The following is a 19,000-nucleotide window of genomic DNA, read 5'->3' as shown; positions in this document are numbered from 1 at the left end:
CTATAAAAAAAGAGAGAAATTTTGATAAAAAGTGAAGAGATTGTAAAGATTGCTAGTTATTTTTCTATAATAGCTCATAGCCCTGGAAGATTAAGAGTGAGAGTAAATCCTAAAATTACTCAAAATGCAGGAAATTTGACACTAAAAGACATTGAAGATTTACCAAAAAAGATAGATGGTATATTAGATATAAAAATAAACAAAATAATAGCTTCTGTTACAATTACATACAATCCACAAGTTTTTAAACCAAAACTTTGGGAAGATTTAATAAAACAAGAAAATCTTTCTGAAATTACAGAACTTATAAACAATCTAGCAAAGGAGGTTATTTAGTGGCTGTTGATTACAATATTTTAAATAGTAAAAAAATTGATGAAACTTCAAATATTGCAATTCGTGATCAAATTTTACAAATTGCAGTTTATGATGAGTTCAAGGCTTATGAAGTATATACAAAAGTGATTGAAAAATTTGGAAATATAAACCCTTTTTCAAATATAAAAGAGGCTGAAGCTGTACATTATAGTGTACTTATAAACCTTATGCAAAAGTATGGTGTAGAAGTTCCACAAAATGACTGGGAAAACAGAGTTGTTATTCCTAATAGTGTTATTGAGTGTTGTGAACTAGGAGTTGCAAGTGAAATTCAAAATATTGCCATGTACAATCATCTTTTAAACTATGCACAAGATAGCGATATTATTGATGTTTTATATAGACTTCAAGCAGCTTCATTTAATAATCATCTTCCAGCTTTTAGGTCTTGTGTTATAAATCACTACAATAGTGGAAATATTCCACAAAATGGCGAAGATATGATGGCAAAAATGCAAGAGTATCAAACTATGATAAATGATATTATGAGTGGAAATATTGATGAAACAATGATTTCAAAACTACTTCCAAATATTAATATGCAATTTATTGGTGGTGCTGGAACTGGAGCGGTGTTGGCTTATTTATTAAATGAGCTAATAAGTAAATCACAAATAAAGGAGTGAAAATGGCATTACCATTTATAGCTGGATTAATCGTGGGAGCTGGTGCGATTGTTGCATACAAAAATAGAGATTTACTAAAAGAAAAAGGTCAAACTCTTTTAAATAGTGCAAAAGAGAAAAGCGAAGAGCTAGGAAAAAGTACAAAAGAAAAAATATCTCAAACAAAAGAGCTAGTAGAGAAAAAGATAAGTAGTAAAAAAACTACTCCAAAAAAAGAGTTAGTAGAGCAAAAAACAAAGAGAAAATATACTAGAAAACCAAAAGAGCAAAACAGTGAGGTAACACAATGAAAGATTTGAAGATAAATACAGGAAGTCCAAGAAATGTATTGGGGCATGTAATTAGTGGAGCAATTGCAAGTGCTGTTGTAAGTGGAGCAATAAACTACAAAAAATATAAAGCAGGACAAATAAAAAGTTGTGAAGCTATAAAGGATACTACAAAAAGGGCTTCACAAGGTGCAATAGCAACAGGAAGTGCAATAGCAACAACAAACTATATAGGAGAAGGAAATTATCTAAGAGCAATAACTGCTGCTTCTATTGGTGTTGCTGGAATTTATGCAATTGAATTAATAGAAGAGAAGCTAGAGCAAAAATATTTAACAAATCAAAACATAGAAATAGGAGAAATAGATGAATAATCAAATAAATAACCAAAATATGAACCAATACGATACAAATATCAACAACACTAGAAACCAAAATCAAAGTGGATTAAATTTTAATCAAAATCCATACATCAACCAAAATGTAGTTTCAAATCAAAACCAAAATTTGGCACAAAATAGTACAGCAACTCAAACAAACACTTTATTTAATGCAGATTTTATAAAAGGTGCTTTAATTGGTGCAGTTGCAACATATCTTCTTACAAATAAAAATGCTCAAGAGAACATCTTCAAAGTAGTAGAAAAAGCAAAATCACTTGTAAGTGCTGGTGTTGAAGAGATGAAAGAGAGAATGGAAGATGCAAGAGCAGCAGCACAAGCAAAAGAGCAAGAGTTTTAAAAATGCAAAAAAACTTTTTAAAAGTACATCAAGCTGGGCTTAGAGCTAGATATAAGCTTGAAATTTTAAAAGAGAAGTTTATAGATGAAGATATTTTAAAAAGCTATTTTTTAGATGATAAAAATCTTCAAAAAAGCATTAAAAATATAAGAATAAATAGAAATGCCTACTCTATAATCTTTGAATTATCTAGCGATATTTTTAATAAAATTGAAAAAAAATTAGCAAACTTGACTCTAAACTCTTTATTAAAAGCTGTTGAAAATAGTGAAACTAGTGTTTGCATATCTTGTGTAAATAGCGAAGAACCTTCTATTAAAGGAACTTTAATAGCAAGTTCGGCTCTTGTTTCTGAAATGTTAATAACAAATCAAAATTTAAAAGCAGTAACTACAACTCTTGCTTGTACTCCACTTTTAATAGATGGAACAAAAGAGCTGTTTAGTGAAGGTCTCACTTCTCATGTTCTTGAAGCTGGAGCTGTTGCTATTTCTATTTTAAGAAAAGATTATCTAGCAGCAAACTCAACAAATGCTATGCTTGAACTTGGAGAGTATATAGAAGAGACAACTGTACATAAAAGTGATGATTTATTAAAAGAGTTGGCAAAACCAAATATTGAAGAAGCTTGGGTTGAGAAAAAAATCGACGGAAAAGTAACTGAAATTTTAGTAAAAACATCTGATTTAGTTGTTGGTGATATTGTTGTTGTAGGAACTGGAAATACTATTGCTGTTGATGGCCATATTATTGATGGAGCAGGAACAATAAATCAAGTTTCAATGACAGGAGAAGCAACTCCTGTTGCAAAATATAGAGGCGATAGAGTTCTTTCTGGAACTATTGTTGAAGAAGGACGTTTTAGAATTTGGGCTGAAAGAGTTGGGGCAAATACAGCAACTCAAAGAATTAAGCACTATATAGAGAACTCTTTAAATGAAAAATCTTCAGCTCAACTAAAAGCAAACCGCCTTGCAGATAAGCTTGTACCTGTTACTTTGGGACTTGCAACTACTGCTTATATTTTTACAAGAGATTTCCAAAGAGTAGCTTCAGTTCTTCAAGCTGATTATTCATGTGCATTAAAACTTGCAACTCCTGTTGCTTTTAAATCAACTATTAGCAAAGCTGGACATGCTGGAATTATGATAAAAGGTGCAAAATCTATTGAAGCATTAGCAACTGCTGATACTTTTGTTTTTGATAAAACAGGAACATTAACAAGTGGTGAATTAGAGGTTGTAAGTGTTGATTCTTATGATAAAAATTGGAGTGAAGAAAAGCTTTTAAATCTTACAGCTTCAACTGAAGAACACTATTTTCATCCCGTTGCTGAAGCTGTTGTAAAAGCAGCAAAAGAGAGAGGTTTTGTTCATATGCACCATGAAGAAGTTGAATTTATAGTTGCTCACGGTGTAAAAACAGAAATAAAAGGAAAATCTGTAATTATAGGAAGCAGACACTTTTTGGAAGATGATGAGAAAATAGATTTCTCACCTTATAAAAAAGAGATAGAAGACTCTTTAAAAAAGAGCGATACTCTACTTTATGTGGGATATGATGGAAAACTTCTAGGAACTATTGGTTTAAGTGATGAACTAAGAGGAAATACAAAAAATGCTATTAAAAAACTAAAAAGCCTTGGAGCAAAAAATATTGTAATGCTAACAGGTGATATAAAGCAAAAAGCCTTAAAAATAGCAGATGAGCTAGGAATAAATGAAGTAAGAGCAGAACTTTTACCTCATGAAAAAGCAGATATTGTAAAAGAGCTTATGCGTAGTGGAAAAAAAGTTGCATTTATTGGAGATGGGATAAATGATGCTCCAGCACTAATTTCAGCCCATGTTGGAATTTCTATGAGTAAAGGTGCTGATATTGCAAAAGCAACTGCTGATATTAGTCTTTTAAAAGATGATATTATGGCTGTTGTTGAAGCAAAAGAGTATGCAAATAAAACTATGAGTTTGATAAATACAAATTTTAATGCAACAGTTGGAATAAATAGTGGAATACTTGCAGGTGCGACATTTGGACTATTTTCACCAATAACAACAGCAATTTTACACAATGGAACAACAATAGCACTATTGTTTAATTCTATAAGGGGAGTAAAATTGGCAAAAAATTAGATTTTAATAATAGTTATCAGTTCTATTTAAGCTTCTAAGTTGTAATATTCTGATAATTAATATCAAAAGGATTTATATGCCATTCTTACTTCCATTAGCTACTATTTTAACAGGTGTTTTAACAGTTAAAACAGTAAACAAAACTATGAAAACTTATGAAAGAAGAAAGAAAAGAGATGAAAGAAGAAAAGACATTTGATTTAGAACTTCAAAGAGAAGTTGCAAAAATAGGAATGACTGCCACTTTAGGTGCAACAGTTATAACTTCAATGTTTATGAAAAACAAAATTGCAAAAAATACTCATATAGTTGCTGGTGTTGCTTTTTGTGGTTTTGCACTTTGGCATCATATGCTTTATCAACCAAAAAAGAATAAAGCTATTTTGGAAACAAAAAACAAATCTACAAATAATTCAAAAATTACAAAATCTTCAAAACCTACTTTAAAAGCAGAAATTTAAATTTTGCTATTTTATAGCTTCACTTTGAAGCTATAATATAAAAAATAATAATTATAAATTAGAATTGTTTTTTTCACAAAAAGGGGAAAATTATGACTGAAAAACAATTAATTAAGATTATAAAGTATTCACCTATTGTGGTACTTCCATTGATTGTGCTTATAATATTTACATTGGAAGCTTTGAATTTCAAAAAGAGTTTTGATGAAAATTACAATACTGTTTCTAGTTATTTAATTGAAAATGAAAAAAAATTACTAGAAAAAAACTCTAAAATAGCAATTGAAATTTTAGAATATAATGCTTCAAAAATAGGAAATAAAATAGATGAAAATATAATTTTTGACCTATTCAAAAATATAAATAAAAAGATGAATGACTATTTTTTTATTTTTGATAATAGCGGAAAAGTAATACTTCATAGCTTTATTCCAGAATTAGAAGGAAGAAATTTATTAAACTCTGAAAATGCCTACTACAAAGATGCTACAGAAAAAATCGTAGATAAGCAAAATAGTGAAAATTTCATAACATATACTTGGCAAAATCCAAAAACTACTAGATTTGACACAAAAATATCTTTTTTAAAAAATATTCCAAATTCAGACCTAATAATAGGAAGTGGTTTTTATCCTAGCGATTTAGAAAAAGTTGCTCAGAACCAAAAATCAATTTTAGAAAAAGAGTATAAAACTAGATTAAATGGTTCTATTGCATTAGCGAGTTTTATGATTATTGTATCAATATTTTTAGCAAAGAATATCTCAAATAGATTACTTTTTGCTTTTGAAAATCTAAATAAATCTATAGATAAAAAAGATGAAGAGTTAGAAAATCTACACAAAGATATAGAAAATAGAGTTCTTACAAGAACACAAAGAATACAAGAAGATTTCAATAAAATGGAGAATATAGCCTCTATTGACAATCTTACAAAAATATATAATAGATTTGCATTTTTCAATGAACTTGAAAAATTAAAAGGGAAAAAGTATTGCATTATTATGTTTGATATTGACCATTTTAAAAAGATAAATGACAATTATGGTCACGATGTTGGAGATTATATTTTAAGTGAATTATGTAGAGTTGTAGATAATAAATTAAGACAAGGTGATACTTTTGCTAGGTTTGGAGGAGAAGAGTTTATGATTATTTTCCCAAATACAACTATTCAAGCAACTATTTCTATTGCAAATCGTATTAGAAGAGATATTGAAACTTATGATTTTAAAAAAGTGCCACAAGTTACAGTTAGTCTTGGAGTAATAGAGGTAAAAGGCGATATTTCACAAGAAATTATTCTAAAAAATGTAGATATTGCTCTTTATAAAGCAAAAGAAAAAGGTAGAAATACTGTTGTCGTTTTTGAATAAGTTTAATTTTAGCTTGTAATTACAAGCTAAAATATAAACTATTTTTTCCTAATTTCTGTAATAGACTTAGCCCCTATAAAATAGTTATCTGTATCAAACTCTTCTATTAAAACAACTGCATTACTACTTGGTCTTGAGAAAATTTTAGAAAAAAGTTCAGTTATACCTTTTGCTAACTCCTCTTTTTGCTCTTTTGTAGCTCCACCATCTTCTTTTGTCATTTTTACATTTATTACAGGCATTTTTGCTCCTTTAGTTTAAAGAGTTTTTAAATCTTTTAAGCTCATCTTCAATACTAGGAACTCTCATAAAATGCTCCCCAATTAAAAATGCATCTGCTCCAACTTCGTGAAGATTTTTTATAATCTCAACATCACTAACACCAGATTCTGCAACAATAATCTTATTATTTGGAATAAGTGGAATTAGTTTTTCACACAAACTCATATCCATCTCAAAAGTCTCTAAATTTCTATGATTTATCCCTATTATATCTGCTCCACTCTTTATAGCTTTTGTTAAATCCTCTTTATCGTGAATTTCAACTAAAACTTCAAGCCCTAAATGTCTAGCATAAAGATATAGCTCTTTTAAATCTTTTGTACTTAAAGATTTTGCAATTAAAAGAATAAAATCAGCCCCATAAACTAAAGCTTCCATAATTTGATACTTATCAAGTATAAAATCTTTTCTTAATAGTGGAGTTGGAACATATCTTCTAATTTGTGTTAAATAGTCCAAATTTCCTTGAAAATAGTGAGGTTCAGTTAAAACAGAGATTGCATTTGCACCATTTTTGCTATATTCACTTGCAATAAATAGTGGATCAAAATTCTCTTTTATAACTCCCTTACTAGGACTTGCTTTTTTAACCTCAGCAATAATTCTAATTGGCTCATCTTTTGTACTTCTTAAATAACTTTTTACATCTCTTGGCATATATGGATTTGAAGATAAGCTTCTTCCTAATAAGTCAAGTGGAAGCTCTTTTTTTCTTTTTTCTACATCTTCTAAAGTTCTTTTATTTATCTCATCTAATATCATTTACACTCCTTAATTTTTTCCCAATGCAGTCTTATCTCTTCATCTTCAAGCCCAGTAATATCAACAACTTTTTTCATAATCTCATAAGCTTTTTTACAATTTTTAGCTTTATATTCACCCCAAGCTAAAGTATCCAAATAGGCTATATTTTCAGGGTCTTGCTCTAAAGCTTTATCAACCAATAAAAGCCCTTTGTTTAAATCTAAATCATAATCTATGAGCAAATATGCTAAAAAGTTTTGATAGATATGATTGTTTGAACTCTCTAAAACTGTAGTTAATTTCTCTATAACACTAGAAAGAACCTCTTTTTTATTTGTTGCCATATCAAACTCTACAATAGCTAATTGTGCCAAAATATCTTTATCATGACTTTGTTCATAGAGTTCTTCTAATAACTTAACAGCTTTTTCTGGCTGATTTGTGGCTCTATAACTTGAAACTAAGATTTCATCTCTTTCGCCATTTTTTTCCCAAAACTCTATAATATGACCTTTATCTACATATTTCCAAAATAGAGTTTTTGTATTATTAAGCTGAAGTTGTGAATCATTATTTTTATAATAGAAAAACATCTCTTTTAAAAGATACTCTATTTTATTCTCATCTTTTAAAATCTCGTAAAAAGCTATTAATTGTATTCCTAAATTAAAATCATAATCATATCTTTTTAGACTATTTTCAAGCCTAGACACAGCATCATTTTTTCTATTTAGGTGAAAAAACTCTAAATTTGCAAGAGTACTTAATGTTACAGAATTTGAAGATATATTAAAAGCTTTTGAAAAAATATCATAAGCTTTTTGATACTCTTTTTTAGTTAAATAAACTGTTGCAAGAACATCATAATTTAACTCATTTGGATATAAAAGTACCAATTTTTCTGCATTTTTTGTAGCATCTTCTAATTTATTTAACTTTAATTGTGCGAAACTATAAAGCCTTAACAAAATCTCTTCTTCTTTTATATTTGATTTTGAATACTTTGCAACTGCAGCTTCAACAAAAAGATAATCTTTTAGTTGTGTAGCCAAAGATATAGAGTTTACCAAATATTCATATTTATTTGTATGTTCAAAAAGTTTAAAATATACATCTCTTGCTTCATAATATACTCTTTCATTCTCCATTTCCAAAGCATACATTACATAAAAGTCTTCCAATTCAAAAGCTTTCTCTTCAACTTTATCAAATTTTTTTATATTTGTAGCATCTTTTACTTGTACATTTTTTGTAGCACATGCTGTAAAAAACATTGCTACAAAAAAAACAATAATTAAATTTTTTCTATTCCAGGGCATTCTTCATATACCTCATTTTCATTTGTCTTAAAATAATCCCAAAAAGGAAATGTCCTACACTGTGTAGGTCTTACCTCATAAATCATACACTGTTTTTTTGCTAAATTAAAAAAACAACAAGCAAAATTATTTTTATCTAATTCTATCTCTTTTATACTATATTTATACCCTACTTTAAAAAGGCATTTCTCTTTTAACTCTTCAACTCCAATATTTAAATATTTTGCTAAATCATTTATCTCTTGTTTATTTATCCAAATATATCCACTTTCACCAATACAGCAATTTCCAGCACAACTTTCACAAGCTTTTGGATTAAAAGCGAAATTATACCCATCTTTTTTCATTAAACTACTCAAAACTAACCTTTATACTATGAGTTCCTGCTTCATTATAAATATCTTGAACTGTTTTTGTAAACTCTCCAAACTCATCAAAAGCTATCAAAGGTTCAAAAACTTTTACAAGAGATTTTGAATCTTTTTTAGCAAAAACCATTACTAAACTAGCCTCTTTTGTAGCTTTTGGATGAACAAATTGTAAAGTTTCAAGATTAAATTTAAACTCTTTTAAATATAAAATAATCTCCGCTAACTGTTTACTATCATAGCAAAAAAAGAATTTTCCACCATTTTTTAAAACTTTTGAAGCTTTTTTTATAAACTCTTTTAATGGCATAGAGTCATTATACCTTGCAATTTTTATATTTTCATTTTCACTTTTTATAACATCACCATGATAAAAAGGTGGATTAGAAACACAAAAATCAAACTTATTTCCAAATTCAAACTCTAAAAAAGAGCCTTCATACATTTTTGAAACAAGATTATTTACACTTGTATTCTTTTTTGAGAAAAATTGAAAGCTTTTTTGTATCTCAATTTGACTTAAATTCAATTTATCAAACTTTTTTGCAAGTAACAAACCTAAAATCCCACTTCCACTTCCAATATCTAAAACTTCACCTTGAATATTCTTATATTTTTCTAAATTTTTACAAATAAATCTAAATAAAAAGTGTGTGTCACTGTTGTAGCAATAACCATTTTGAGGCTGATATAGTAGCAAAAATTTTCCTTTATTAAAATCTTTGGATTATATCTAAATTATTTATAGTTTTCTTTTAATAAAATAAGCAAAAGTATTGTACTATTACTAGTATAAATTATAAAATTTATAAATTTTAATTATATTTAATAAAGGAAAATTATGTCAAATATTGAGGCTCCTTTAAATACACCTGTTTGGGTTGATGAGAGTAGATGTAAAGCATGTGATAGATGTGTATCTGTTTGTCCTGCTGGAGTATTAGGAATGAGACAAGATATTCACTCAACTTTAGGTTCTATGGCTACTGTTGTACATCCTGAAGCCTGTATTGGTTGTAATGACTGTGAACTATCATGTCCTGATTTTGCAATTTTCGTAGCAGATAAAAAAGAGTTTAAATTTGCAAAATTAAATGATGATGCTAAGCAAAGACAAGAAAAAATTATAAAAAATTCTTATAAAATATTAGATGAAGATAAAAAGGTTTGATTATGGCAATAGAGTTAATATCAACAGGAAATGAATTAGCAGCTTTAGCTGCTGTTGATTCAAAATGCCACTTTTTTGGTGGCTATCCAATAACACCATCGAGTGAAATTATGCACTCATTATCATCAAAACTACCTGCAATTGGTGGAGTTTGTATGCAAATGGAAGATGAAATTTCTGGAATTTGCTCTGCTTTAGGAGCTGCTATGAGTGGAAAAAGAGCAATGACAGCAAGTTCAGGTCCTGGAATTTCGCTAAAAGCTGAAAATTTAGGTCTTGGATATATTGCTGAAGTTCCTTTGGTTATTGTAAATGTTATGAGAGGAGGACCATCTACTGGACTTCCTACAAGAGTTGCTCAAGGTGATATTTTACAAGCAAAAAATCCAACTCATGGAGATGTAAAATCTATTACACTTGTTCCTGGAAATCTGCAAGAGTGTTACACAGAAGTTGTAAGAGCTTTTAATCTAGCAGATAGATTTATGCAACCTGTTTTTGTTTTACTTGATGAAACAATTGGGCATATGGCTGGAAAAGTTACTTTACCAGATATAAGTGAAATAGAAAGCCAAAGAGTTTATAGAAAAAGATTTGATGGAGATAAAAAAGATTATCTTCCTTATGGTGTAAAAGATGATGAAGCAGCTGTTTTAAATCCTATGTTTGAAGGGTATAGATACCACTTTACTGGACTTCATCACGGACCAACAGGTCATCCAACAGAAGATGGTGTTGTTTGTGATGCTTTGATGAAAAGGCTATTTAAAAAAGTTGAAAATCATACTGATGAGTTAGAACTAAATGAAGAGTATATGCTAGAAGATGCAGATATTTTAATCATTGCTTATGGTTCAGTATCACTAGGAGCAAAAGAGGCTGTAAATAGACTTAGACGAGAGGGAATAAAAGCTGGAATGTTTAGACCAAAAACTCTTTGGCCAAGCCCAGAAATTAGAATAAAAGAGCTTTGTAGTAAGTTTGATAAAATTTTAGTAGCAGAGCTTAATATGGGACAATATTTAGGTGAAATAGAAAGAGTTAGTGGAAGAAGAGAGTTTACAACACTTTTAAAAGCAAATGGAAGACCACTAAGCCCACTTGAAATTATTGAAAAAGTAAAAGGAATGTAAGATGGCTTTTAACTATGATGAATATTTAAGAACAGATAAAATGCCTACACTTTGGTGCTGGGGATGTGGAGATGGAGTTATTTTAAAAGCACTTATTCGTGCTATTGATAAACTTGGTTGGAATATGGACGATGTTTGTGTTGTTTCTGGAATTGGCTGTTCTGGAAGATTTTCTTCTTATATAAACTGCAACACAGTTCACACAACACACGGAAGAACACTGGCTTATGCAACTGGTATAAAAATGGCAAATCCAGATAAAAAAGTGATAGTTGTTGGTGGAGATGGAGATGGTCTTGCAATTGGTGGAAATCATACAATTCACGCAGCTAGAAGAAATATTGATTTAACATATATTTTAATAAACAACTTCATCTATGGTCTTACAAACTCTCAAACAAGCCCTACAACTCCAAAAGGAATGTGGACAGCAACGATGGAAAGAGGAAATATTGATCCAACTTTTGACTCTTGTAAATTAGTTGATGCTGCAGGTGCTTCTTTTGTTGCACGTGAGACTATGATTGATCCAAAAAAACTAGAAAGAACTTTGGTAAAAGCTCTTGAACATAAAGGGTTTTCATATCTTGAAGTTTTCTCAAATTGTCATGTAAACTTAGGAAGAAAAAATAAAATGGCAAGTGCAACAGCAAATTTAGAGTGGATAGACTCAATAAGTATTGCTAAAACAAAGTTTGAAATGCTAGAACCTGAAGATAAGATAGGAAAATACCCAACTGGTGTTTTAAAACAAGATGAAACAGCTCTTGAATATTCTGAAGCTTACGAAAAAGTAAAAGAAGCACACAAAAACAAAACTATGGTAGAAATTTAAGGAGCAAAAATGTCACAAAATCGAACTTTAATGAGATTTACAGGAGTTGGAGGTCAAGGTGTACTTCTTGCTGGTGAAATTTTTGCTGCTGCAAAAATAAATAATGGTGGATATGGACTAAAAACTGCAACTTATACTTCCCAAGTAAGGGGTGGTCCAACTGTTGTTGATATTACTTTACAAGATGAAGAGATTATCTATCCTTATGCAAATGATGGGGAAATAGATTTTATGCTTTCAGTTGCTCAAATATCTTTTGATTTGTTTAAAAAAGGTGTAAAAGATGGAGCAACCATAGTAATTGAGCCAAATTTAGTTCGTCCAAATGAAGAAGATAGAAAAAAATGGAATATTATTGAAATTCCAATTATTACAATAGCAAAAGATGAAGTTGGAAATGTAATTACTCAAAGTATTTTAGCTCTTGCTATTGCAAACTATTTTACAGGTGAAACTATTCCAAAAGAGGTTTTAAGAAGCACAATGCTTTCAAAAATCCCTGCAAAACTTCACGATTTAAACAATAAAGCCTATGATTTGGGTTATTTATATGCTTCTAAGGCTGATAATAGAAAAGAAAGCTAAAACTAGAAAGTTTTAGCTTTCTAGTTTTAACACTATTTTATTTCACAAATATCTTTTATAGCCTCAATAAAATCATCACTATCATTTACACATTTACAAACTCTATATTCAGCAACTCCTAAATCATTTGCAATATGTCTATACTCAATATCAAGTTCAAAGTCAGTTTCAGAGTTATCAACTATAAATGCAAGTGGATAAATCAATACTTTTTGCTCTTTAAACTCTTTTAATTTTTCATCTAAAGATGGTTCTAGCCATTTTAAAGGTCCTACTTTTGATTGATATGCTAGATTTATAGATTTAAATTTTAGTCCTTTAAGTTCTAGCATTTTACTTAAAATTTCTACATGTTCAATCATTTGAGTCTCGTAAGGATCGCCATTGTCCACTATTTTTTGTGGAAGTCCATGAGCTGAAAAAATTAGATTAAAATCTTTACTATTTGCAAGAGTTTTTTCTATCTCATTTACTATACAAGAGTTAAAACTATCGTTTTTATAAAAAGTTTCAATATATCTTATATTATTTCCAAAACTATATGGTAAAAAATCTATAAAATCTTCAACAGATGATTTTGTTGTAGTTGTTGAGTATTGAGGATAAAGAGGAAGCAAGATAATTTCTTCCATTCCATCTTCTAAAATATTTTTTATAACATCTTGTGCAAAAGGTGGAGTGTATCGCATAACTTGATAAGTTTTATACTCTTTTAGTTCAATATTGCATTTATCTACAAGCTTTTCTGTAATAGGATTTATAGGAGATTGGTTTCCAATATATTCATAATTCTTCCAAGCATCATCAAGTCTTTTTGTAGTGATAAAATAGGCTATTAATTTTCTTAAAAGATTACTTTTAATTGTTAAAATATTTTTATCATTAAACATATTTGTTAAAAACATTTTTAACTCATTTTTATCTCTAGCTCCACCCATATTTAAAAGCACTAAAGCTTTTTTTCTATTTTGCATTTTCCAACCTTATAATTTCATCACTACACCAAGAAGCTAAATCTAAATCATGAGTTACCAATAATATGGCACAATTTTCAAGTAAAGCTACAAGAAGTTTCATAGTTTCATAAGCTATTATATTGTCCAAAGCTGATGTTGGCTCATCTACTAAAAGCAAATCTGGTTTTAGTAAAATTGCTCTTAAAATTGAACATCTTTGAAGTTGTCCACCACTTAGTTCAAATGGTTTTTTATATAAAAGTTCTATTTCTAGGCTTAGTTTTGGCAAAATACTATCTAGTTCATCTTTAAAATCTCTTTTTAACACATCTTTAATTTGCTCATAGATTGTATATGTTGGGTGAAATGAGCTAAAAGGGTCTTGAAAAATAATAGCAGTTTTTCCTTTTTTTATCTCTCCACTTTGTGCTTTTATGTTTCCTAAAATAAGCTCAAAAAGTGTAGTTTTTCCACTTCCACTTTTACCAAATATAGTTTTTAACTCACCTTTTTTTAATCTTAAATCAAATTTATTAAATATTTGATTATTTTTATTATAAGCAAAACTCAAATTTTTAATTTCTAAAACATAAGTATCCAAATACATCCTTATTTATTTTATAAAAACTATTTTATATTTTTTCATAGTAAAAATTATTATTTATGTTAGATATTCTAATATTTCTTGATTGTAGCTAAATATCTATAAAATATTAAATATATAATGTTCAATAATAATTCACAATCATTATACATTAATAAGTAAAGCTTCTAATTGCAATAGCATAATTAGAGAAAAATATTAAGCCTAAAAAAAGAAAAAAAGGCTAAAATTCTTCTCTTAAATTTTAAAAGGAGAATACAATGAAAAAAATCGTTTTAGCAACAGTTGCACTAGTAGGTTTCGCATTTGCTGATGCACCAGCATCTTATGTTACATGTAAAGCATGTCACGGGGTAAAAGGTGAGATTAATGTTACTACACAAAGTAAATCTTATGTTCCAGCTAACTTAGCAAAAGCTGATATTGAAAAAGCTTTACATGGTTATAAAGATGGAACTTATGGTGGAGCTATGAAAGCTTTAATGAAAGGTCAAGTAGCTAAATTAACTGATGCTGATATTAAAGCATTAGCTGATTATATGGGAAAATAATTTAAATTTATTTTTTCAAACCTAGAGGAAGAGTTTTACTCTTCCTCTTTTTTTTGTTCATTTTTCTGTTTCTTTGACTCTTCTATAGAGTTCTCTTTTTTTATAGCATCATTTAAATCATCAACACTATCAAAAAGTAAACCTTGTGTAACTTTATTTGAATCATCAAATTGACCAGATTTAGCAGCCCATATAAATAAAAACAGCATTAATCCAGATACCAATAAACCAACTGCTAACATAAAAAATAGTGTATCATCTATCATTTTATAATTTTCCTTATTTTAATTTTATTCTTAAAGAGTTAAATACAACAACCAAAGAGCTTAAACTCATAGATAAAGCTGCAAAAAGTGGGATTATATATCCCATCATAGCTATGGGAATTGTAAGAGCATTATAAAGCAAAGAGAAAATCAAGTTTTGTTTTATATGCTTGTATGTCTTTTTTGAGATTATAAAGGCATCTTTTAAAGACTTTAGTTTTGAGCTTAAAAGTACAATATCTGAAACCATCATAGAAATATCAGCTCCATTTCCCATAGCAATAGCAACATCACTAAAACTTAAAGCCACACTATCATTTACACCATCTCCTGCCATTACAACTATTTCGCCATTTTCTTTTCTGGCTCTTACAAAATCTGCTTTTTGTTTTGGTGATAAATTTGCTTGGAAATTTGCTATTCCTAAAGTTTTTGCTACATTTGAAGCTACAAATTCATTATCTCCTGTAAGCATAGTTACACTTATATTTTGCTCTTTTAGATAATCTATTAGCTCTTTTGCATCATCTTTTATCTCATCTTTTAACTCAAAATTTGCAATAACCTTTCTATCTTTTGCGAATATATATTGTGTAGTTTGAGCCTGTTTTTCAAAATTTATCTCAAACTCTTTTAAAAGTGCAATATTTCCACCTAAAATTTCACTATTTTCATATTTAGCACTTAAGCCTTTTGCTTCAATATTTTTTATATCTTCCAAAGCCAAAGATTTATACTCATAATTTTTTTCTATATATTTTTTAACAGCTAAACTAACAGGGTGAGTTGAGCTATCAAGTAGCGAATATAGAAGATTTATATCTTCTTCATCTTTGCTAAAAAACTCTGCACTACTTACTTCAAGCTCCCCTTTTGTCAAAGTTCCTGTTTTATCAAAAACAATAGTTGTAGCATTTGCTAAAGTTTCTATATATTTTGCCTCTTTAAAAAGCAAGGATTTTTTTGCTAACTCTGAAATACCAACTAAACTTGCCATTGGAGTTGCAAGTGCCAAGGCACAAGGACATGCAATAACTACAACAGAAACAGCTGTTATAAACGACCTTTCAAACTGATTTGTATTTTCAAAATAAAAGCCTAAATCAAGCCCAAAAAAATACCAAACTAAAAAAGTAGCAAGAGCTATACTTAAAATAGTAATACTAAATCTTCTTGAAAGCATATTTGCCAAAGTTTGAATTTTTGGTTTTGAGTTTAGTGAATCTTCCAAAAGTGTAACAATAGATGAAAAAGTTGAGTTTTTAAAATCTTTTGTAACTTCAAAATGAATCAAAGAGTCCAAAATAACAGTTCCACTAAAAAGAGTATCACCAATATTTTTAAAAACTGGCAAACTCTCACCAGTTAGACTTGACTCATCAAAAGAGGCACTTCCAAAAATTATTTTTCCATCTACAGGAACTTTTTCTCCAATTTTAAGCTCTATTATATCCCCTACTTTTAGCTCATTTAGAGCCTTTACGATTTTTTGCCCATTTTGTATAACCAAAGCTTCAAGAGGAATTGTTGATTTTATCTTATCAAGAGTATCAATAGCCGATTTTTTCCCTATTACTTCAAGATATTTTCCAATTAAAACAAAGGTAATAATCATAGAAACAGAGTCAAAATAGCTCTCACCTTTTGCCCCAAAAAGAATAAATAAAGAGTAAATATAAGTCATAGTAGCACCAGAACTTACAAGTAAATCCATATTTACCATACGGTTTTTTATTCCAAAATATGCACCTTTGTAGAAAACAAAACCACTATAAAACAAAACAGGTGTTGTAAGAATAAACTCAGCAATATGAATCATATGTTTAACTTCAGCACTCATTCCTGTAAAGAAACCTGTATATTTACCAACACTTAACATCATAATATTCATAGTACAAACAACAGCAACCATAATTCTTATAAAATAATCTTGCTTTGCCTTACTTGCTTGTTCATCTGCTACACTTGAATCATAAGCATATGCATTGTAACCAATGCTTCTAATTTTCTTTATAATCTCACTTAATTTTAACAACTCTTGGTTATAAATTATTCTAGCTTTGTTTGTTGTAAAATTTATATTTGCTTCAATAATCCCTTTTGTATCATATAAAATCTTCTCATTTAACCAAACACAAGCGGCACAATGAATTCCCTCTAAAATCAAATCAATTTGAGTAAAACCATCTTTTGTAAGACTTGTATAATTATCTAAAAAATTTTGAGAATCAAATTTTTCTAAATCTCTATTTGATACTTGTAAAGGGGCTTTTAATGTTTTATTTCCCAGTTTTTCATAAAAAGAGTCAAGATTTTCACTTTTTAAAATATGATAAACATTTTGACAACCACCGCAACAAAAATTTAAATCATTCTCTTTTATCATTATTTTCTCATCAAATGATAAATGACAATGATTGCACTCTACTATTGACAAATATTCTCCTTAAACAACACCTTAAAAAAATTATTTATTTCTAAACTTACTTAATTCTTAAGTTTTTTTGTGTATTATATCTTATTATAATTCAAAGAGTGTTTTAATGACAGAAAATATTGATATTCTAAAAAATGTAACAATTTTATATGCTGAAGATGAAGCAGATTTAAGAGATGTAACTTCATCTATTTTAAAATCTTTCACAAAAAATCAGTATATTGCAACAAATGGTAAAGAGGCTTATGAGCTTTTTTTGGAACATGAGGATGAAATTGATTTAATAATAACTGATATAAATATGCCAATTTTAAATGGTTTAGATTTTATCAAAAAGCTAAAAGAGACAAATTTAAATATCCCAGTTATTGTAACAACAGCCTTTTCAAACAAAGAGTACTTACTTGAAGCTATTGATATAGGTGTAGATAAATATGTTTTAAAGCCAATTGATATTACGAAACTTCTTCAAGCTATGAGTCAATCTTTAATCTACCACGAATTAAAAGATTTATATACAGATAAACTTACAAAATTATCAAATAGAAATAAACTTAAAAAAGATTTACAAAAAAATGAGTCTGATTTAGTTGCTTTGATTGATATAGATGAGTTTTCAACAATAAATGACCTTTTTGGTGAAGCTATTGGAGATAAAATCTTATATGAATTTACACAAAAATTAAAAGATTATTTTGTAAAAGATTTATACTCAATATATAGAATTGAATCTGATAAATTTGCGATTTTAGCAAACAAAGCTTCATCAACAGATGAGTTCTATAACTTTTGTAGAGCATTTATTGATAAAATTGAACTTGAATCATTTTATGTAGATGAAAATGAGATAGATATAAATGTTACTATTGGTATCGCAAAAAGCAAAGGTTTACTAGCTTACAAATATTCTCAAAGAATTATCTCTTATGCTAGAAAAAGATTCCAAAAAATTATGATTTATGATGAATCGTACAAAATCCAACAATCTTTTGAAGAGAATATAAAATGGATTAAACAGCTAAAACAAGGTTTCAAAGATAACCTTCTTCAAGCATTTTTCCAACCAATAGTAGATACAAAAACACAAGAAACTGTAAAATATGAAGCTTTAATTAGATATATATCTCCAGAAGGTGTTGAGTTTGGACCATATAGTTTTTTACAAATTGCTAAAAAAACAAAAATGTATCCAAATATCGTGCAAGTTATTTTGGATGACTCTTTAAAATTAATAAAAAATAAGCAAAAAAGAGTATCGATAAATATCTCTTATGATGACTTGTCAAATGAAAAAACTACAGCTTATATCTATAATTTCCTAGAAAAAAATAAAGAGTTTACTTCACATTTAGAGTTTGAAATTTTAGAAAGTGAAGAGATTTCTGATTTTGATTTAGTTGAGAAGTTTATAAAAAAAGTATCAGCTTATAATTGTTTAGTTGGAATAGATGATTTTGGTGCTGGTTATTCAAATTTCCACCTATTATCAAGATTAAATGTTGATTTTATAAAAATTGATGGCTCTTTAATAAAAGATATTCATAATTCAAAAGATTTGGAAATTATTGTAAAAACAATATCAAATATTGCAAAAGAGTTCCATATTAAAACTGTTGCTGAGTTTGTAGCTAGTGAAGAGATTTTTAATAAAATAAAAGAGCTAAATATAGATTCAGCTCAAGGTTTTTACTTCTCAAAACCTATAAGCTACAATGATATTATTTAAATAAGAAATCCTCTTTTGGATTTCTTTCTCTAAACTTAAG

At 28.5% G+C, this 19,000-nt stretch carries 24 protein-coding genes; 15 read left to right on the top strand and 9 right to left on the bottom strand.

All coding sequences use genetic code 11. From position 1 onward, the window contains the following. Nucleotides 1-21: 21 nt before the first annotated feature. The 9 genes from IQC44_RS07565 (at nucleotide 22) to IQC44_RS07530 (ending at nucleotide 5,983) form a co-directional block, all read left to right on the top strand. Complete coding sequence (locus tag IQC44_RS07565; protein ID WP_198305734.1) at nucleotides 22-336, top strand: hypothetical protein; 315 nt, start codon at nucleotides 22-24, stop codon at nucleotides 334-336. Beyond that, on the top strand, nucleotides 336-1,004 hold the full coding sequence (locus IQC44_RS07560; protein ID WP_198305733.1) for a ferritin-like domain-containing protein: 669 nt from the start codon (nucleotides 336-338) through the stop codon (nucleotides 1,002-1,004). Before IQC44_RS07565 ends, IQC44_RS07560 begins: the two co-directional genes overlap by 1 nt. A gap of 2 nt (nucleotides 1,005-1,006) precedes the next feature. Beyond that, nucleotides 1,007-1,294, top strand: coding sequence for a hypothetical protein (locus tag IQC44_RS07555; protein ID WP_198305732.1), 288 nt, complete (start codon nucleotides 1,007-1,009; stop codon nucleotides 1,292-1,294). After that, entirely contained in the window at nucleotides 1,291-1,647 is a 357-nt protein-coding gene (locus IQC44_RS07550) for a magnetosome protein MamC family protein (protein ID WP_198305731.1), read from the top strand. Before IQC44_RS07555 ends, IQC44_RS07550 begins: the two co-directional genes overlap by 4 nt. Then, the gene (locus tag IQC44_RS07545) at nucleotides 1,640-2,014 is read left to right on the top strand and encodes a YtxH domain-containing protein (RefSeq protein WP_198305730.1); all 375 of its coding nucleotides are present in this window, start codon (nucleotides 1,640-1,642) and stop codon (nucleotides 2,012-2,014) included. Before IQC44_RS07550 ends, IQC44_RS07545 begins: the two co-directional genes overlap by 8 nt. 2 nt (nucleotides 2,015-2,016) lie before the next feature. Continuing rightward, on the top strand, nucleotides 2,017-4,146 hold the full coding sequence (locus IQC44_RS07540) for a heavy metal translocating P-type ATPase (RefSeq protein WP_198305729.1): 2,130 nt from the start codon (nucleotides 2,017-2,019) through the stop codon (nucleotides 4,144-4,146). 76 nt (nucleotides 4,147-4,222) lie between these two features. Beyond that, nucleotides 4,223-4,345 carry a hypothetical protein gene (locus IQC44_RS11675; protein ID WP_257120179.1) on the top strand — a complete coding sequence of 41 codons (123 nt, stop codon included), beginning with the start codon at nucleotides 4,223-4,225 and terminating at the stop codon, nucleotides 4,343-4,345. Next, a complete protein-coding gene (locus tag IQC44_RS07535) occupies nucleotides 4,302-4,607 on the top strand; it encodes a hypothetical protein (protein ID WP_228286288.1) in 306 nt (101 codons plus the stop codon). Before IQC44_RS11675 ends, IQC44_RS07535 begins: the two co-directional genes overlap by 44 nt. Nucleotides 4,608-4,699: 92 nt before the next feature. Continuing rightward, the gene (locus IQC44_RS07530; protein ID WP_198305728.1) at nucleotides 4,700-5,983 is read left to right on the top strand and encodes a sensor domain-containing diguanylate cyclase; all 1,284 of its coding nucleotides are present in this window, start codon (nucleotides 4,700-4,702) and stop codon (nucleotides 5,981-5,983) included. Between the two features lie 38 nt (nucleotides 5,984-6,021). On the opposite strand, the gene IQC44_RS07525 is transcribed toward IQC44_RS07530, so the two are convergent. From IQC44_RS07525 to IQC44_RS07505, 5 genes are read right to left on the bottom strand one after another with little or no spacing between them, the layout of a single operon-like run. Beyond that, nucleotides 6,022-6,225, bottom strand: a complete 204-nt coding sequence (locus tag IQC44_RS07525) for a tautomerase family protein (protein WP_198305727.1) — start codon at nucleotides 6,223-6,225, stop codon at nucleotides 6,022-6,024. Nucleotides 6,226-6,235: 10 nt separating this feature from the next. Then, the gene (gene trpC, locus IQC44_RS07520; RefSeq protein WP_198305726.1) at nucleotides 6,236-7,027 is read right to left on the bottom strand and encodes an indole-3-glycerol phosphate synthase TrpC; all 792 of its coding nucleotides are present in this window, start codon (nucleotides 7,025-7,027) and stop codon (nucleotides 6,236-6,238) included. Beyond that, complete coding sequence (locus IQC44_RS07515) at nucleotides 7,024-8,328, bottom strand: tetratricopeptide repeat protein (RefSeq protein WP_198305725.1); 1,305 nt, start codon at nucleotides 8,326-8,328, stop codon at nucleotides 7,024-7,026. The genes trpC and IQC44_RS07515 overlap by 4 nt, the downstream gene beginning before the upstream one ends. Then, nucleotides 8,304-8,687 carry a YkgJ family cysteine cluster protein gene (locus tag IQC44_RS07510; RefSeq protein ID WP_198305724.1) on the bottom strand — a complete coding sequence of 128 codons (384 nt, stop codon included), beginning with the start codon at nucleotides 8,685-8,687 and terminating at the stop codon, nucleotides 8,304-8,306. The genes IQC44_RS07515 and IQC44_RS07510 overlap by 25 nt, the downstream gene beginning before the upstream one ends. Continuing rightward, nucleotides 8,680-9,396, bottom strand: a complete 717-nt coding sequence (locus tag IQC44_RS07505; protein WP_198305723.1) for a tRNA1(Val) (adenine(37)-N6)-methyltransferase — start codon at nucleotides 9,394-9,396, stop codon at nucleotides 8,680-8,682. The genes IQC44_RS07510 and IQC44_RS07505 overlap by 8 nt, the downstream gene beginning before the upstream one ends. A gap of 141 nt (nucleotides 9,397-9,537) precedes the next feature. On the opposite strand from IQC44_RS07505, the gene IQC44_RS07500 reads away from it, so the two are divergent. From IQC44_RS07500 to IQC44_RS07485, 4 genes are read left to right on the top strand one after another with little or no spacing between them, the layout of a single operon-like run. Further along, nucleotides 9,538-9,867 (top strand): 4Fe-4S dicluster domain-containing protein, encoded by a 330-nt coding sequence (locus IQC44_RS07500; RefSeq protein WP_198305722.1) that lies wholly within the window; start codon nucleotides 9,538-9,540, stop codon nucleotides 9,865-9,867. A 2-nt stretch (nucleotides 9,868-9,869) separates the two neighbouring features. Further along, entirely contained in the window at nucleotides 9,870-11,000 is a 1,131-nt protein-coding gene (locus IQC44_RS07495; RefSeq protein WP_198305721.1) for a 2-oxoglutarate synthase subunit alpha, read from the top strand. Nucleotide 11,001: 1 nt separating this feature from the next. Beyond that, entirely contained in the window at nucleotides 11,002-11,835 is an 834-nt protein-coding gene (locus tag IQC44_RS07490) for a 2-oxoglutarate ferredoxin oxidoreductase subunit beta (RefSeq protein WP_198305720.1), read from the top strand. 9 nt (nucleotides 11,836-11,844) lie between these two features. Then, nucleotides 11,845-12,420, top strand: a complete 576-nt coding sequence (locus IQC44_RS07485; protein ID WP_198305719.1) for a 2-oxoacid:acceptor oxidoreductase family protein — start codon at nucleotides 11,845-11,847, stop codon at nucleotides 12,418-12,420. A gap of 32 nt (nucleotides 12,421-12,452) precedes the next feature. Here IQC44_RS07485 and hemH read toward each other — a convergent pair whose 3' ends face one another. Next, nucleotides 12,453-13,394, bottom strand: coding sequence for a ferrochelatase (hemH, locus tag IQC44_RS07480; protein ID WP_198305718.1), 942 nt, complete (start codon nucleotides 13,392-13,394; stop codon nucleotides 12,453-12,455). Further along, nucleotides 13,384-13,983, bottom strand: a complete 600-nt coding sequence (locus tag IQC44_RS07475; RefSeq protein WP_198305717.1) for an ATP-binding cassette domain-containing protein — start codon at nucleotides 13,981-13,983, stop codon at nucleotides 13,384-13,386. Before IQC44_RS07475 ends, hemH begins: the two co-directional genes overlap by 11 nt. Nucleotides 13,984-14,240: 257 nt before the next feature. Here IQC44_RS07475 and IQC44_RS07470 point away from each other — a divergent pair, with 257 nt between their 5' ends. Continuing rightward, nucleotides 14,241-14,531 (top strand): c-type cytochrome, encoded by a 291-nt coding sequence (locus tag IQC44_RS07470; protein ID WP_198305716.1) that lies wholly within the window; start codon nucleotides 14,241-14,243, stop codon nucleotides 14,529-14,531. Between the two features lie 35 nt (nucleotides 14,532-14,566). Here the strand turns inward: IQC44_RS07470 and ccoS are convergent, their stop codons facing one another. Then, a complete protein-coding gene (gene ccoS / locus IQC44_RS07465) occupies nucleotides 14,567-14,797 on the bottom strand; it encodes a cbb3-type cytochrome oxidase assembly protein CcoS (RefSeq protein WP_198305715.1) in 231 nt (76 codons plus the stop codon). Nucleotides 14,798-14,810: 13 nt separating this feature from the next. After that, a complete protein-coding gene (locus IQC44_RS07460; RefSeq protein WP_198305714.1) occupies nucleotides 14,811-17,234 on the bottom strand; it encodes a heavy metal translocating P-type ATPase in 2,424 nt (807 codons plus the stop codon). 106 nt (nucleotides 17,235-17,340) lie between these two features. Between IQC44_RS07460 and IQC44_RS07455 the strand changes: the two genes are divergently transcribed. After that, nucleotides 17,341-18,960: an EAL domain-containing response regulator gene (locus IQC44_RS07455; protein ID WP_198305713.1), complete on the top strand. Its 1,620-nt coding sequence runs from the start codon at nucleotides 17,341-17,343 to the stop codon at nucleotides 18,958-18,960. Nucleotides 18,961-19,000 lie beyond the last annotated feature (40 nt).

It is taken from the genome of Arcobacter vandammei (assembly GCF_016106035.1).
In the GTDB taxonomy this organism is placed as follows: domain Bacteria; phylum Campylobacterota; class Campylobacteria; order Campylobacterales; family Arcobacteraceae; genus Aliarcobacter; species Aliarcobacter vandammei.
The sequence above is the reverse complement of the archived record's forward strand: the minus strand, read 5'-3'. Positions and strand labels throughout refer to the sequence as shown.

Coding starts and splice junctions, on each gene's coding strand:
- IQC44_RS07540 (WP_198305729.1), top strand. CDS start 2,017: ATGCAAAAAAACTTTTTAAAAGTACATCAAGCTGGGCTTAGAGCTAGA.
- IQC44_RS07490 (WP_198305720.1), top strand. CDS start 11,002: ATGGCTTTTAACTATGATGAATATTTAAGAACAGATAAAATGCCTACA.
- IQC44_RS07475 (WP_198305717.1), bottom strand. CDS start 13,983: ATGTATTTGGATACTTATGTTTTAGAAATTAAAAATTTGAGTTTTGCT.
- IQC44_RS07545 (WP_198305730.1), top strand. CDS start 1,640: ATGAATAATCAAATAAATAACCAAAATATGAACCAATACGATACAAAT.
- IQC44_RS07495 (WP_198305721.1), top strand. CDS start 9,870: ATGGCAATAGAGTTAATATCAACAGGAAATGAATTAGCAGCTTTAGCT.
- IQC44_RS07515 (WP_198305725.1), bottom strand. CDS start 8,328: ATGCCCTGGAATAGAAAAAATTTAATTATTGTTTTTTTTGTAGCAATG.
- IQC44_RS07530 (WP_198305728.1), top strand. CDS start 4,700: ATGACTGAAAAACAATTAATTAAGATTATAAAGTATTCACCTATTGTG.
- IQC44_RS11675 (WP_257120179.1), top strand. CDS start 4,223: ATGCCATTCTTACTTCCATTAGCTACTATTTTAACAGGTGTTTTAACA.
- IQC44_RS07485 (WP_198305719.1), top strand. CDS start 11,845: ATGTCACAAAATCGAACTTTAATGAGATTTACAGGAGTTGGAGGTCAA.
- hemH (WP_198305718.1), bottom strand. CDS start 13,394: ATGCAAAATAGAAAAAAAGCTTTAGTGCTTTTAAATATGGGTGGAGCT.
- IQC44_RS07500 (WP_198305722.1), top strand. CDS start 9,538: ATGTCAAATATTGAGGCTCCTTTAAATACACCTGTTTGGGTTGATGAG.
- IQC44_RS07455 (WP_198305713.1), top strand. CDS start 17,341: ATGACAGAAAATATTGATATTCTAAAAAATGTAACAATTTTATATGCT.
- trpC (WP_198305726.1), bottom strand. CDS start 7,027: ATGATATTAGATGAGATAAATAAAAGAACTTTAGAAGATGTAGAAAAA.
- ccoS (WP_198305715.1), bottom strand. CDS start 14,797: ATGATAGATGATACACTATTTTTTATGTTAGCAGTTGGTTTATTGGTA.
- IQC44_RS07470 (WP_198305716.1), top strand. CDS start 14,241: ATGAAAAAAATCGTTTTAGCAACAGTTGCACTAGTAGGTTTCGCATTT.
- IQC44_RS07525 (WP_198305727.1), bottom strand. CDS start 6,225: ATGCCTGTAATAAATGTAAAAATGACAAAAGAAGATGGTGGAGCTACA.
- IQC44_RS07555 (WP_198305732.1), top strand. CDS start 1,007: ATGGCATTACCATTTATAGCTGGATTAATCGTGGGAGCTGGTGCGATT.
- IQC44_RS07535 (WP_228286288.1), top strand. CDS start 4,302: ATGAAAGAAGAAAGAAAAGAGATGAAAGAAGAAAAGACATTTGATTTA.
- IQC44_RS07550 (WP_198305731.1), top strand. CDS start 1,291: ATGAAAGATTTGAAGATAAATACAGGAAGTCCAAGAAATGTATTGGGG.